The organism is Paenibacillus sp. XP01 (genome assembly GCF_057364885.1).
The window spans coordinates 1,979,595-1,993,736 of sequence record NZ_CP139481.1; the positions used below are offsets into that span (position 1 = coordinate 1,979,595).

General features: G+C 48.7%; 16 protein-coding genes. 11 read left to right on the forward strand and 5 right to left on the reverse strand.

The genetic code is table 11. The annotated features are described in order from the left end of the window. Nucleotides 1-33: 33 nt before the first annotated feature. Nucleotides 34-543: a hypothetical protein gene (locus tag SNR34_RS09165; RefSeq protein ID WP_236421147.1), complete on the reverse strand. Its 510-nt coding sequence runs from the start codon at nucleotides 541-543 to the stop codon at nucleotides 34-36. Nucleotides 544-895: 352 nt separating this feature from the next. Here SNR34_RS09165 and SNR34_RS09170 point away from each other — a divergent pair, with 352 nt between their 5' ends. Beyond that, nucleotides 896-1,348 carry an AAA family ATPase gene (locus SNR34_RS09170; protein WP_486181746.1) on the forward strand — a complete coding sequence of 151 codons (453 nt, stop codon included), beginning with the start codon at nucleotides 896-898 and terminating at the stop codon, nucleotides 1,346-1,348. Between the two features lie 73 nt (nucleotides 1,349-1,421). After that, a complete protein-coding gene (locus tag SNR34_RS09175) occupies nucleotides 1,422-1,664 on the forward strand; it encodes a hypothetical protein (RefSeq protein ID WP_486181747.1) in 243 nt (80 codons plus the stop codon). A 438-nt stretch (nucleotides 1,665-2,102) separates the two neighbouring features. Here the strand turns inward: SNR34_RS09175 and SNR34_RS09180 are convergent, their stop codons facing one another. Then, nucleotides 2,103-2,789, reverse strand: coding sequence for an MIP/aquaporin family protein (locus tag SNR34_RS09180; protein ID WP_486181748.1), 687 nt, complete (start codon nucleotides 2,787-2,789; stop codon nucleotides 2,103-2,105). A 214-nt stretch (nucleotides 2,790-3,003) separates the two neighbouring features. Between SNR34_RS09180 and SNR34_RS09185 the strand changes: the two genes are divergently transcribed. After that, complete coding sequence (locus SNR34_RS09185) at nucleotides 3,004-3,951, forward strand: SMI1/KNR4 family protein (RefSeq protein WP_486181749.1); 948 nt, start codon at nucleotides 3,004-3,006, stop codon at nucleotides 3,949-3,951. Nucleotides 3,952-4,094: 143 nt separating this feature from the next. Further along, entirely contained in the window at nucleotides 4,095-4,577 is a 483-nt protein-coding gene (locus SNR34_RS09190) for a hypothetical protein (RefSeq protein WP_486181750.1), read from the forward strand. Nucleotides 4,578-5,081: 504 nt separating this feature from the next. On the opposite strand, the gene SNR34_RS09195 is transcribed toward SNR34_RS09190, so the two are convergent. After that, a complete protein-coding gene (locus tag SNR34_RS09195) occupies nucleotides 5,082-5,522 on the reverse strand; it encodes a hypothetical protein (protein WP_343259734.1) in 441 nt (146 codons plus the stop codon). Nucleotides 5,523-5,919: 397 nt separating this feature from the next. On the opposite strand from SNR34_RS09195, the gene SNR34_RS09200 reads away from it, so the two are divergent. Continuing rightward, the gene (locus SNR34_RS09200) at nucleotides 5,920-6,222 is read left to right on the forward strand and encodes a YunC family protein (RefSeq protein WP_236421156.1); all 303 of its coding nucleotides are present in this window, start codon (nucleotides 5,920-5,922) and stop codon (nucleotides 6,220-6,222) included. 67 nt (nucleotides 6,223-6,289) lie between these two features. Here SNR34_RS09200 and mtnA read toward each other — a convergent pair whose 3' ends face one another. Both mtnA and mtnK read right to left on the reverse strand, forming a co-directional pair. Further along, a complete protein-coding gene (gene mtnA, locus SNR34_RS09205; RefSeq protein WP_486181751.1) occupies nucleotides 6,290-7,363 on the reverse strand; it encodes an S-methyl-5-thioribose-1-phosphate isomerase in 1,074 nt (357 codons plus the stop codon). 21 nt (nucleotides 7,364-7,384) lie between these two features. Then, entirely contained in the window at nucleotides 7,385-8,602 is a 1,218-nt protein-coding gene (gene mtnK, locus SNR34_RS09210; protein WP_236421158.1) for an S-methyl-5-thioribose kinase, read from the reverse strand. A gap of 274 nt (nucleotides 8,603-8,876) precedes the next feature. On the opposite strand from mtnK, the gene SNR34_RS09215 reads away from it, so the two are divergent. The 6 genes from SNR34_RS09215 to sufU all read left to right on the forward strand — a co-directional run bounded on the left by SNR34_RS09215 (nucleotide 8,877) and on the right by sufU (nucleotide 14,139). Then, nucleotides 8,877-9,338, forward strand: coding sequence for a Dps family protein (locus tag SNR34_RS09215; RefSeq protein WP_236421159.1), 462 nt, complete (start codon nucleotides 8,877-8,879; stop codon nucleotides 9,336-9,338). Between the two features lie 105 nt (nucleotides 9,339-9,443). After that, nucleotides 9,444-10,022: a DUF1802 family protein gene (locus tag SNR34_RS09220; RefSeq protein WP_486181752.1), complete on the forward strand. Its 579-nt coding sequence runs from the start codon at nucleotides 9,444-9,446 to the stop codon at nucleotides 10,020-10,022. Nucleotides 10,023-10,389: 367 nt separating this feature from the next. Continuing rightward, entirely contained in the window at nucleotides 10,390-11,172 is a 783-nt protein-coding gene (sufC, locus tag SNR34_RS09225; RefSeq protein WP_339277157.1) for a Fe-S cluster assembly ATPase SufC, read from the forward strand. A gap of 24 nt (nucleotides 11,173-11,196) precedes the next feature. Beyond that, the gene (sufD, locus tag SNR34_RS09230; protein WP_236421162.1) at nucleotides 11,197-12,501 is read left to right on the forward strand and encodes a Fe-S cluster assembly protein SufD; all 1,305 of its coding nucleotides are present in this window, start codon (nucleotides 11,197-11,199) and stop codon (nucleotides 12,499-12,501) included. Further along, nucleotides 12,498-13,718 (forward strand): cysteine desulfurase, encoded by a 1,221-nt coding sequence (locus SNR34_RS09235; protein ID WP_339277158.1) that lies wholly within the window; start codon nucleotides 12,498-12,500, stop codon nucleotides 13,716-13,718. The genes sufD and SNR34_RS09235 overlap by 4 nt, the downstream gene beginning before the upstream one ends. Further along, nucleotides 13,708-14,139 (forward strand): Fe-S cluster assembly sulfur transfer protein SufU, encoded by a 432-nt coding sequence (gene sufU, locus SNR34_RS09240; RefSeq protein ID WP_236421164.1) that lies wholly within the window; start codon nucleotides 13,708-13,710, stop codon nucleotides 14,137-14,139. The genes SNR34_RS09235 and sufU overlap by 11 nt, the downstream gene beginning before the upstream one ends. Nucleotides 14,140-14,142 lie beyond the last annotated feature (3 nt).

Sequence of the window (14,142 nt, forward strand, 5' to 3'; positions counted from 1 at the left end):
GGCGTAGGCTGCTTTCGTTTGTTTTTGGCGATATTATAAAAACTCATCGATTTCATTGGTTTTAAAAGAATAAACCTGTTTTTCATCCACATGATATACGCTGACCATATCGTTGTCCCGGTCAAAATTTAAAATTCGGCATGGAATGCTCTGATGTTTGCCTTTTTTGTTGTTCACAACGATCCGCGTCAGTCGTTTTTCCTTGATTAGCGTTTCAATCCATGCATCAAACGAATTGCCGGTAGGCGAACCGGTCTCTTTGGAAGCAGGAGCCTCCGGCGGAGCGGTCGGTTGTGCTTGTGCCTGCACTTGCACTTTTTTTCCTTGCCGTGCAATAATGGAGTCTTTTTTCGCTTGGATGGTCGCTTCGATAATTTTGCCAAGCTCGATGCCGGATTGGATCCGAAAATCCGCGATCGGTTCCCCTGCATTTAAGAGTTCCAAGAGGGACTGCATTGCCAAAGCGTTCGAGCGGCTCTTGATTAGAATATCGACGTTAAACAAATAGCCGACGTCTTCACTATTGGATAAGTTTTCTTTCATTGATCCCAGCCCCGTTAAAAGATATGTGTCGTCTGACATTGGCCTTGTACACGATTACATCCAGACATTGCCTTTGCCGAAACTTATGTAAATTGCACTGCGTAGGCAGGTGCCTTGACAAATGCAATGATGAACATCATTAACTATATCATTAAAATTGTAATAATCCTAGTGTTCAATACAGAGAAAATAGGGTGTGTATATGGGGTTTGAGCACACAGACACTAGCATTGAAAGGAGCACGTGATGAAAAAGACGATTTTGGGGACAGAATGAAAGGATACGAAATACAGCTTCAGGCAAGTTGATTGTGGAAAAGGAATCATATTTATTTTTCAAGGGATGAGTAAGCATGGAATGCGTCATTTTTATCGGGATTCAGGCTTCTGGGAAATCGACGTTTTACAGGGAGAGGTTTTTCCAAACACACATGAGGATTAATCTCGACATGTTGAGGACGAGAAATCGGGAGAACTTGTTTATACAAGCTTCGCTGGAGGCCAAGCAGCCTTTTGTCATCGACAACACCAATCCGACCATGGAAGAGCGGCAGAAATATATAGGCTGTGCCAAAGAACATCGATTTAAAGTCATCGGTTATTTTTTTGAGCCCGACTATGCCCTCTCGTTGGAAAGAAGCGGGAAAAGGACGGGGGAAGAAAGAATTCCGGAAATCGGCATCAAGAGTACTTTGAAGAAAATGCAATCCCCATCATATCGTGAAGGATTTGACGAGCTATATACCGTTAGGTCGACGGGTGGACATTTCTTCGTTGAGAAAGCAGACCCCAAGCTAGTAGAGTAAACGTTTGTCTCTTATATTTTTTATGGATTATACCGATGATATAATGACTGACGTAAAAAAAAGGATGATCGGCATGCCACCTAGAGACAGCATTTTCGAGAAAATCATGAAATCAAAACGAAGCCAGCTCCCTAAACGGGCTCAGCCGGGCAGAGCTGCTCCGCCTCAGAAGCTTGGTGGTCAAGGACCTGTTGAAATGGATGCGCATCATTTGAATCAGGCGAACGAAGAGCAGAACCGCAAAACGGAACTTGAACGCATATTGGCCATTCGAAAGGAATTATCGGACATAAGGCATATGAAAAAAAAGCAGTAACCAAATTCCATGGGACCACTTCATGATGCTTGAAGTGGTTTTTTCGTTAGGCTACGTACATTGGGATATCGATTTTTAACTGTGTAACGCATCAAATCGTGAGTAAAGAAGATTTTTTTTCAATCACAGCTTTTATTGTTGAAACACTTTGTTCGATGGATTGATGGGTTGTGTCAACAATATTGGATTCATAGCAACCCAAATTGTTAAACTGCTCCCACATGTTCTCTACCAACTCAATGTTGGAGTTGTTGTCCGGTTTGGTGCGATTGATGGCTCTAAGAACCAAGGACCAACAATTCCATCTATAATGACATCGAACCCGCCACGTGCAAAACATTTTGCAGCTTCCAAAAAGGCTCTAACGCCAAATAGCCCCCACCAATTTTGAAAGGAGCGGGAGGGCTATGCGTCAAAAAATAAAAGAGCGTTGTGCCCTTAATTTCCCTTAGGGGTGTTCAGACCCTGATACACAGCAACGGCCAATGCCGAGCCGACAAGCGGGGCGATTAGAAACACCCATAATTGGGATAAGGCCTGTCCACCGACCAAAAGTGCCGGTCCCAGGCTTCTTGCAGGGTTGACGGACGTTCCCGTCAAGGCGATGCCAAGAATATGTACGAAAGCGAGCGTCAGTCCGATGACCAGACCGGTGATGTTTCCATTGCTTTCATTGGAGGTCACGCCCAGAATCGTGTAAATAAATACGAAGGTTAAAACGACCTCGACAATGACCGCCATGAACGCTGTAATCCCGATCCCGTAGCCGGGGCCGAAACCGTTTTGACCGAGCCCCGTCGCAGGCATGCCTGCGGAGACGATGATGGCGTACAGAAGGGCAGAGGCCGCGATCGCCCCAAGGATTTGCGAAATAACGTACCCGATAAAGTCGCTACCCTTTAATTTACGGCTCATGAACATGGCGAGTGAAACCGCCGGGTTGATATGGCATCCCGAAATCGGTCCGATCACGTAGGCCATCGCCACAATAGACAACCCAAATGCCAATGCAATGCCCAAATATCCAAGCTCTCCCCCTGCCGTTGCGGCACTGCCACAGCCGAATAGAACCAGAACAAAAGTTCCAATGAATTCAGCAGCATACTTCTTTAATGAAACGTTCATAACCTACCTCCCAAGAAATAAAAATCCTTTTTGATATTAAACGAAACGAGTATACAAAAACTGTACAAGAAAAGAGGACATGGACCCGTTTTCAAAATGAAGAGAAGTCTGCACGGTTTTAGACGACGGATGTTTGGTATCGATCGCCTTTGTGGAGTGTGCAGCACCTAAATGATATAATTTCTACAAAGAATAGGAGAGGGAGGCAAGGCCAATGAAAGATGAGTTCTTGGAACGGCTTGAAGCTTGGCATGAACAGGATGAATTCGAGGAGATCGTGGATGCGATTACAGAGATCAAGGAGGAAGAGCGGGATTATGCCCTGGTCAGCCATCTGGGGAGAGCACTGAATAATTTGGAGCGTTACGAAGAAGCAGTCGAGCAGTTCTTGTCGGTTGCGGAAGAGGGACAGGATGACCCGCTCTGGCATTATCGCATCGGTCTGGCTTATTATTATTTGGAGCAATATGAACATGCCCGTGAAGCCTTTGAAAAGGCAGACCGACTGGAACCGGGAGATGAAGATACGCAAGAATTTCTGGAATGGATTCGGAGTAAAACCAAAACCGATGAGAAGGCTGTAGGGACAGCCCAATCTGCCGCCGGAACCCCAATCGAAACGGCAAGCATTGGCGAAGCGGAAATCGGGGATTTTTGGGATGATCACGCAGAAACCGCAGAACAATTTGTGTTGGCCCCGCCGACCGATGAGCAGATTGCTGCCGTGGAGGAACAATTGGTTTTCAAGCTGCCCGCATCCTATATTAAGATGATGAAATTACATAATGGTGGAGTTCCGCGTTATCGGTATTTCGCTGTCAGCGATGCGGACGCTACCGAGAAGAGACGCATTGAGGTTTCGGGCATGCTGGGCATCGGGCGGGAGAAGAGACACTCGCTGTGTGGAGAAGCCGGCAGCCGATTCATCATCGAGCAAGGAGGCTACCCGGAAATTGGCGTAGTGCTATGCGAGTGCCCGGCTGAGTCAGAGGTGGTGATGCTGGATTATCGGACAGCCGGGAATGCTGGCGAGCCCGAGGTTGTTCATATCGATAAAAACCAAGGTTACAAGATCACTTGGCTCGCTCCCGATTTTGACACCTTTATTCGCGGTCTGGTGAATGAGGAAAATCGTTCTTCCAACTTCCAAGGTTCACTGTAAGGAAGCAGGCGAATCTTCCCTATGCTGTTCATTTAAATGAGAAATATGGCTTACTCCCCAGTCGTTCATCGCTAGGCGGAGGATCAAATAAAGCAGGTGATCGGATGAGGTTTAGCACTACGCCATACTTCAGCGTATTCCGGATGGCGCCGGTTCTGGCTCTGGTTCTCTTCATGACGGCGTGCACTTCGTACACCAAAGTGTCTTCGGAAGGGGTTAAAGCTTTCAGGCAGGATATCAAGCAGAATTTTCCACTTATCCAAAAGACGGAGATTCGTTACTCCACTCCTAGGGTTGAAGTTACTTACACGCTCAGAGAGGAACTTAACGAAGCAGAGGTGCAGCTTCTTTTTACGAAAACCAGAGCATTCATGACGAGTCCATCCTTTCAAAGCGAGGTGATTGATGGTCAGTACCGTATAAAGTATCCAAGTTGGGGCGACCCGGAGCTTGCAATTACTTTAACGGTTCGCGGAGAAGATGCTGCGGTCTACCGGTTCATCTGCATGCCAGAGAACGTCGAAACGGATAAAGATGAACCAGTGTACACTCACTGGTATGTATACACTGAGGATGATGCGGAAGGAAAACCTTATCCCGATCAAAAAACGGAAATCAAAAAATGAAGGTGGCCTGAGCCTCTCAACGAGGGTTCAGGCTATTTATTTTGTCCTAGGGTTGAGGCACCATCATTTTGGTAGAAAGAGAAAAGGAGCAGGTAGAACTTGCCCCATACATCATGTTATTTTAATTATTACATATTCACGGCTGAGGGATTAGCGGCTGCAAAAATGACGACGATCATTGCAAGGGTCAATCGGTTGAAGAGAAGGAACACATAAAAGAAACCTAGCCACATTGGCTGGGCGTTATGTACTGTTGTTATTTGATGTTAGTTGTACCTACCGAATCTGTATAGATTGTATAAAGATAAAAGAATAGTTAAGGAGCAGATTATCTTTACTGTCACTCCTGTAACGCTGCTGCTGGTTTCTATTAACATACAGCTTATAGATGTGATTATTGTTGAGATGCACATGATGAGCATATAATGGTTCTTCTTCTTTGGTCTAGCCATCTAATTCACTTTCTTTCTGTTTCGGATTAGGTTGGTCTTTATATGTACCTTTTTAAAATTGTCTTGCGCTGATGGTTATATCCATCTTATGTCCCGTTTTGCTGTAAACATAAACTTTGACATCGGTTGTTTTGGTTGCACCCATTTTAATTGTTTTTTGGCTGTCCTTATCAATTGAAACCTCAAGTGGGCTGTTACTGCCCATCGTAATTCTCGCATAAAGTGTGTCCGTGCTGGTATTTTTAATCCACAGGTTTGCATCTTCACCGTTATTAGGATCTAAAGTAAAAGATTTTTCATAAGCATTATAACTGCTATAAGTGCCTGAGATGATAAGTTGAACATCCTTAGGCGCAATGATTGAATCACTAGGATTCGCTACAGTGATAAATCGGTTAGTATAGCTGTAGATTAATTCACCAGCGTTAATTGAAGTGTCAGGTGCTAGTACGGACAGGGCTACACTAACACTTAAAATTATGTTAAAGAACATTGGAGTTCCTCCCTTATAATCAAGAAAGTAACCGTCTTTTGCTTACATAATGGTATTGCCAATACATGGAGTTTTATATAGTTCCAATTGTCTAATTGTGAATTAAATACATATAAACCCTACATATAGGAAAAGTTCTGCTTATATCATATCATATTAAGACACAAATGGTTGCAATATGATTAATTAAGACAACTTCAAAAACGGAACGACGAATCCGTATTCTTGAGGTTCGCTTCGAACCGTAGGTGCACAGTAAACCTATTAGATTAACGTTGATAAGTTAGGTTGCGGCCCATCATCGAGATCTTATTAAACCCGGGCAGATGTCCACACAGCCGCCCTGATTCAGGCATACACTTTATCGTGATCTGCGATGAAGAGGAGGAACGAACAGATGGTGACCATGGAACCGATCGTGGTGGAAGGGCATGTTCTGACAGGCGTGGAAGTGAAGCTGCCCAAAACCACTTTGCTGACGATAAATACGTCGAAGGGATACATCATGTGTGGTGCCTTGGACGTTGGGCTGCTGAATGAGAAGCTAGGGGACCGTAAAATCATTGCCGCCCGTGCGGTCGGCGTACGCACGTTGGATCAGCTGCTGCATGCGCCTATGGAATCGGTAACGACCGAAGCCGAAGCGATGGGCATTACCGTGGGCATGAGCGGCGTCGAAGCTCTATTGAAAATGATTTAATTTCGATTTAATTACGACATGATGACAAAAGGCTCCCGGAGGGGAGCCTTCTTTATTTTTATTATTATTAAGCCTGTTCGTCCGCAAACAATGCGGCAAGGTTTTCGTTAAACGGTGCGCGCACGACGCCTTTTTCCGTGATGATGGCCGTTACATATTCGTTCGGGGTCACGTCGAACGCAGGATTGAACACTTTGACGCCTTGCGGCGCCGTACGTTTGCCAAATCCTTCGGTGACTTCCTCGGCTGCGCGTTCTTCGATCGGAATGAGATCGCCGGACGGCGTGGACAAGTCGATGGTGGACAGCGGGCTTGCCACATAGAACGGAATATTGTGGGCCTTCGCCAATACGGCGAGGCTGTACGTGCCGATTTTGTTGGCTACGTCGCCATTGGCCGCCACGCGGTCCGTACCAACGATAACGGCTTGAATCCATCCTTTGGACATGACCATGCCGGCCATGTTGTCGCATAGCAGCGTAACGTCGATGCCGGCTTGCTGCAGCTCGAATGCAGTCAGGCGTGCGCCTTGCAGCACGGGACGGGTTTCGTCCGCAAATACCTTGAGTTCGATGCCGCGTTCCTTGGCAAGGTACATCGGCGCGGTCGCCGTACCGTATTTGGCCGTAGCGAGTCCGCCGGCATTGCAGTGCGTCAGCACGCCCATGCCGTGCTCGAAGAGTGGCAGCGCATTTTCACCGATCATACGGCACACTTCCTCGTCCTCTTTTTGGATCAACAAGGCTTCCGCTTCCAAGGCGGCGCTGCCGTCATCGATGGAAGCTCCGGCTTGAGCCAATTCCTGCGCTTTGTTCAACATGCGATCCAGTGCCCAGAACAGGTTCACGGCTGTAGGACGCGATGTAGCCAGGTGGGCGCAGATCGATTTGACATTTTCCAGCCATCCTTCGATGGATGAGCCGTCATAAGCTTTGGCACCCAGCACCACGCCAAAGGCAGCAGCGATGCCAATGGCTGGCGCTCCGCGGACCTTCATGGAGTGGATGGATTCCCATACTTCTTCCGGCGTGTACAGCTTCAGCATAACGATGCTTTCGGGAAGCAGTCGCTGATCCAGCATTTCAAGCTTGTCCTGTTTCCATATAAGGGAAGACAGAGGTTGATAATCGGTTGTTGTCATGGTGTTCCCCCGTTCCTGTTTTTAGCGTTCCAGCGTGGATCCGGCCGCAGCCACGGTATCGAGCAGTTCGTCGATCGAATTCAAGCTGCGGTTGCTTTTAATCAATGCTTTGCCGATGGCCAGCGATTTGCGTTGGGCCCGCTCGCGGGAAGCGGCATCCTTAATCGTGTCGATATCCGCGACGTGGGCAAGGCCGACGATGCGCCGGACCATTTTGGCGCCGGCAAAACCGGCAGTGTCACGCAGCAGTTTTTGTACATAATGATCCTCATAGCCCGGGGCTTTCGCCACAGGATCGAGCAAATGGGTTGTCCATAAGGCACGGAAACGGGATTCGAATTCGGTCCATACATCCCGTACCATGTCCAGCATTTCGATTTCGCGAGCCTTCCGGGCAGCGTCATCCTGAATCCACCCCGGCACGGCAGCGTAATGAAGCAGCAAATTGGCCAGCACCGCGCCGATATCGAAACCCATCGGTCCGTAATAAGCAAATTCCGGGTCGATGACTTTGGTCGATTCCGGGGTAACGAAGATGCTTCCAGTGTGAAGGTCACCGTGGATTAAAGCTTCGCCATGGGTCAAAAACTTTTCCCGCAGCAGCGCAACTTCAAGATGCAATGCTGCATCCGTGCGAAGGGCTTCGGCCTCATCCTCGATGGAGGCTTCATAGTTGTTTTTTTCCGCAATGCGGTAAGGTTCGTCGAAAATCAAGTCTTCCGTAATCTTGCACTGGTCAGGGTTGATGAAGCGGCCCTGTTTCTCTTTTTTCGATTTCTGATCCATGCCCAGGTCCGAGGTGAAAAACAGCGTCCGCGCCATGAATTCTCCGATATGGCGGGCGAAGAGCGGATAAGACATGCCGTCGATCAGGCCTTTGCGCATAATGGTGTGATCGCTCAAATCCTCCATCACCGTCAAAGCAAGAACGTCATCATAATGGTAGACCGCCGGGACCGATCCCGGACAAATGCGATATTGCTCCTGCAAAATTTCCCTTTCAATCCGGGCGCGCTCCAAGGAAAGGGGCCAAGACTCACCGACGACTTTCGCATAAGGGAGGGCTTGTTTGATAATGATACTTTTATCGGAGTTTCGGTCCGTGATGTGAAAAACCAAATTCAGGTTGCCGTCGCCGATCTCGCGGCATTCCAACTCGGAATCGGCCGTGAATGGACCGGGTATCGTTTTTGCGAGTTCCATCGCGTCTTGGGAAGTCAATGGATGATATTGAGTCAAGGATGCCACCTCCATGGTTAAGAAAACAGAAAACCTACTTCTCTGCTTGGTATAAGTGTCAGTATATCGGAAATACCCGCGTTTTTGTACTTTTTTTTGCTGCAGGGCGTTCAAGCTTGGTTCAACCCGGGGAAGCATGGGTAAAATCAGGATAGGCCCGACGGAGAACGTGCCCGGGAGATCACGAATCATTGGTAAAGTCTCTGTGGTGCCCGCGCATGAACCCGGGAAGCATGGCATGACAGGCTAATTTTAGATAAAGGATGGGATATGCATGGCTACAACAAATAAAACCAATCAAGCAAAAACCGTTCAAGAAATATTGAATCGTCAGGTGGCCAACCTGAACGTTCTTTACGTGAAAATCCACAACTATCACTGGTACGTCAAAGGTCCGCATTTCTATACATTGCATGTGAAATTTGAGGAATTTTACAACGAAATTACGGCACAGATGGACGAAATCGCCGAGCGTTTGCTGACCCTGAAAGGCAGCCCTGCCGCTACGATGAAAGAGTATCTGGAGCTTTCCACCATTCAGGAGGCATCCGGAAAAGAAGATGCAAACGCGATGGTCCAGAATTTAATCGAGGATTTCGCAACGCTGTCGAACGAGTATCAGGAGGGCATTGACGCTGCAGAGGAAGCGGAGGATCAACCGACCTCGGACATGTTGACCGGCTTTAAGGCCGATCTGGAAAAACACATGTGGATGCTGCGCTCGTTCCTTGGATAATAAATACTCACCCGGCTTGAAGGTTCCTCTTCCGAAAGGATAAGTTGTCAGAAATGCGCCAAGCATCTATACTGCTGACAAAGACCGATTCGGGAGGGGAACGACATGTCACAACCAACGGCTCCGGCTCTGAAGGAATGGGCTTCTGCGATCAAAGAGCTGGAAAGCGGCCGCCAAATTTTGGTGATGCGCAAAGGCGGCATCGTGGAGGAAACGAGGCATTTCGAACTGAAAAGCCCTGCTTTCTATTTGTATCCGACCTATGAGCACCAGCGCAAAGAATTGATCAAGCCGACAGAACAACCGCGTGTAGATGAATCCATGGCGGGGTGGTCCCCGGATCTGCAGGCGATCCAATTGACGGCGTACGCCGAAGTGACGAAGGATCTTGAAATCCGGGATCAGGAAACGCTGGAGCGACTGCAAGAATTTCATATGTGGACTTCGGATTTTGCGGAAGCGCGTTTAAAATGGAAAAGAAAAGATCCGCTTCATGTGCTGCTGCTTCGCGTATATCGTCTGAATGAGCCGATGGAGATCCCTGTGCTGCCCGAATACAATGGCTGCAAATCTTGGATTTCCGTTCCTAATGGTCCGGTGCTGCGCGAAATGACGCCGGTGCTGGACGTTGCGGAATATGACAGACGGGTGAAGAGAATTGAAGAAGCGCTGCGAGCGGATTAACGCGGAAAGGACTTGTCCATAATCTGGATAAGTCCTTTTTTTGGCTTTACAAAGAAAGGGTCCAAGATGCCGTTTGTCAATTTCAGTGATTTTTCTCACTGTTCAATTGCCGCGGCACCGCATTCTAATTTGATTCAAGTCCCGATTTATTATAGAATCATGTAGAATAATGTTTGAAGGAAAGACATCCTTTCTTTAGGAAATGTCTTGATAATCAGTGAGAATCAGATTAGAATTATTCTAAAGTTCTATGCTGATGGTTGAAGACAACCGGAAATTCAGGGGAAGCCCTGTTCAGATACAATGATGGGTGCTTTTTCGTTTTGACAGCTAACATCAATTCTACCAATGGAGGGAAACAATACACATGGCTACGAATTTCGTCATCGAAGGTCTGAAAGCGGAGATCGAAGGCAAAGAAATCCTGAAAGGAATCAACCTGCAAATGAAAGGTGGAGAAATCCACGCAATCATGGGTCCGAACGGAACCGGTAAATCCACGCTGGCTTCCGCATTGATGGGACATCCTAAATATGAAGTAACCGATGGAACCGTAACGTTGGACGGTGAAGACCTGCTGGAGATGGAAGTGGATGAGCGCGCACGCGCCGGTCTGTTCCTGGCCATGCAATATCCGAGCGAAATCGCAGGCGTAACCAACTCCGATTTCCTCCGCAGCGCAATCAATGCACGTCGCGGCGAAGGCAACGAGATCTCCCTGATCAAGTTCATTCGTCAAATGGAAGGCAAAATGAAAGATCTCGACATGAACCCGGAATTTGCGCATCGTTACCTGAACGAAGGTTTCTCGGGCGGTGAGAAAAAACGGAACGAGATTCTGCAAATGATGCTGCTTGATCCAAAAATCGTCGTACTGGACGAAATCGACTCCGGTCTCGATATCGACGCTTTGAAAATCGTAGCGAATGGCGTCAATGCCATGAAGAGCGAAGATCGCGGTTTCTTGATCATCACTCACTACCAACGTTTGTTGAACTACATCACGCCTGACTACGTTCACGTTATGATGCAAGGCCGTATCGTCAAATCCGGCGGTCCTGAGCTTGCTGAACGCCTTGAAGCAGAAGGTTACGATTGGGTTAAAGAAGAACTGGGAATTACAGACGAAACTGTAGGCCAAGAAGCGTAAAGACTAAACGGAGGAGGAAATTTCATGACTACACAAACCATTCTTCCGGTTGAATCTGAAGCGCTTCGCGCCTTGTCGGAAAGCAATCAAGAACCCGGCTGGCTGACTGAGCAGCGTCTTGAAGCACTGAAGCTTGCAGGCGAACTCGCGCTTCCCAAACTGGAAAAGCAAAAAATCGAACGCTGGAATATCAGCGAATATGGAACATATAAAGCAGCGGAAGCCCTGACTTCCCTGGATGATGCTCCTGCGAGCATCAAAGACCTGGTACAGGATCAAAACGAAGGCGGTCTGGTCATCCAGCGCAATTCCGGCAACGTATACGCGAAACTGTCGGAAGAGCTCGCGGCCAAAGGTGTTATTTTCACGGATCTCGCTACGGCGGCTCGTGAACATGAAAACCTGGTGAAACCGTACCTGAATACGGCTGTCAAAGCCGATGAGCATTCAATTGCTGCGCTGCATGCAGCGCTTTGGAACGGTGGAGTATTCCTTTATGTTCCTAAAAACGTGGAAATCGAAGTGCCTCTGCAAGCCGTTTTATTGACCGATGATGCTTCTGCCACATTTGCGCCGCACGTGCTGGTTGTTGCGGATACGAACAGCTCCGTTACTTACGTGGATAACTATGTTTCGAGCGAGCTGTCTGCACCTGTATTCCATAACGGCGTCGTAGAAGTCATCGCCAAAGCTGGCGCGAAAGTGCGTTATGCGACAGTCCATCAAATGGATGCTCAAGTGACGGACGTATCGTTCCGCCGCGCTGTTCTGGAGAACGACGCAACGATCGAATGGATCGTCGGGGAAATGAACAATGGAGATACGGCGAGCAACACGATGAGCGTGCTTAAAGGCAATGGCTCGAACTCCGATTCCAAAGTAATCGCAGTAGGTTCCGGTTCGCAGAAAATCAATTACACGACCGAAGCACGTCACTTCGGGAAAAATACGCCATCCCAAATGATCACACGCGCTGTGATGCGCGAAGAAGCTTCGGCGATCATCAACGGAATCACGAAGATCGAAAAAGGCGCAACCAAAGCGGACGGACAGCAAACCGAGAAAGTGTTGATGCTGAGCCCGAAAGCACGCGGAGACGCTAACCCGATCCTCCTGATCGATGAGGATGACGTAACGGCAGGTCACGCAGCTTCGGTAGGCCAAGTCAATGCAGAGCAGGTTCATTACTTGATGTCGCGCGGGATTAACCGTACGGATGCGGAACGCCTGATCATCATCGGCTTCCTGGCTCCGGTGGTGGCGGATATTCCTTTGGAAGCATTGCGTACCCAATTGCAATCCCTGATCGAACGGAAGCTGGGTCGATGAACCCATCCATCCGCGAGCAGTTCCCGATCCTCCACCAGGAAATCAACGGACACCCGCTCGTATATCTGGACAATGCGGCGACGTCGCAGAAACCGCAGTCGGTTATCGATGCGATTAAGCATTATTATGATTTTGAGAACTCCAACGTGCATCGCGGAGTTCATACGCTTGGAAGCCGGGCAACGGACGCCTACGAAGGCGCTCGCGAGAAGGTTGCCAAATTCATCAATGCCCGTCGCACGCAGGAGATCATTTTCACCCGCGGCACAACGACGGCTTTAAATATCGTCGCTTCTTCCTATGCACGCTCCGTGTGCAAGGAAGGCGACGAAATCGTGATTACGGCGATGGAGCACCACAGCAACCTGATTCCATGGCAGCAAGTGGCCAAGGCAACTGGAGCGACGTTGAAATACATTCCGCTTCAGCCGGACGGCAATATCGATCTGGCTGATGTCGAAAAAACGATCACGGGCAATACTAAAATTGTCGCGATCGCTTATGTATCCAATGTGATGGGTGTCATCCATCCAGTGAAACAAATTGCCGAAATTGCGCATCGCAACGGTGCCGTTATCGTTGTGGACGGAGCGCAAAGCACACCGCACATGAAGGTTGACGTGCAGGACTTGGATTGTGATTTTTATGCGCTTTCCGGCCACAAAATGTGCGGTCCTACCGGAATTGGTGCGCTTTACGGCAAAAAGGCGCTGCTGGAGTCCATGGAACCCGTCGAGTTCGGCGGTGAAATGATTGACGATGTCGGTCTTTACGATTCCACCTGGAAAGAGCTGCCGTGGAAGTTCGAAGGCGGTACGCCGATTATTGCCGGTGCAGTAGGGCTTGGCGCTGCGATTGACTTCCTGGAGCAGATCGGCATGGACGAAATTGCCCGGCATGAGAGCGTGCTGGCGGCGTATGCCACAGAACGCCTGTCTGAAATCGGTGGACTGACCATCTATGGACCTGCCAAACGCCATGTCGGTGTCGTTACCTTCAATCTGGGCGACGTTCACCCGCATGATGTGGCAACCGTGCTTGACGCCAGCGGAGTCGCCATTCGTGCCGGACACCACTGCTGCCAGCCATTGATGCGTTGGCTGCAGGTCAGCGCGACGGCTCGCGCCAGCTTTTATCTGTATAATACCGAACAAGATGTGGACCGGCTTGTCAGCGCCTTAATCCAGACAAAGGAGTATTTTGGCGATGCAACTTGATGATCTGTACCGGCGAGTCATAATGGACCACTACAAAAACCCGCGCAATCGCGGAACGTTTGATAATGAAGCCGTCACGGTGGACTTGAACAATCCAACCTGCGGCGACCGGATTTCACTGCAGCTTATGTTGAAGGACGGAATCGTTCAGGAGGCCAGATACACGGGAGAAGGCTGTTCCATCAGCATGTCTTCGGCGTCGATGATGACCGAAGCCATCCAAGGTAAAACGATGGAGCAGGCGCTCGATCTGGCGAACCGTTTTTCCTCACTGATGAAAGGGGAAGAAGTTGATTTCGACGATTATGAAGATCTCGAAGCCCTATCCGGTGTGAACAAGTTCCCTGCACGCATCAAATGTGCCACTCTGGCCTGGAATGCACTGCGCAAAGGAATTGACGATGAGGACAATGTACAATAACGA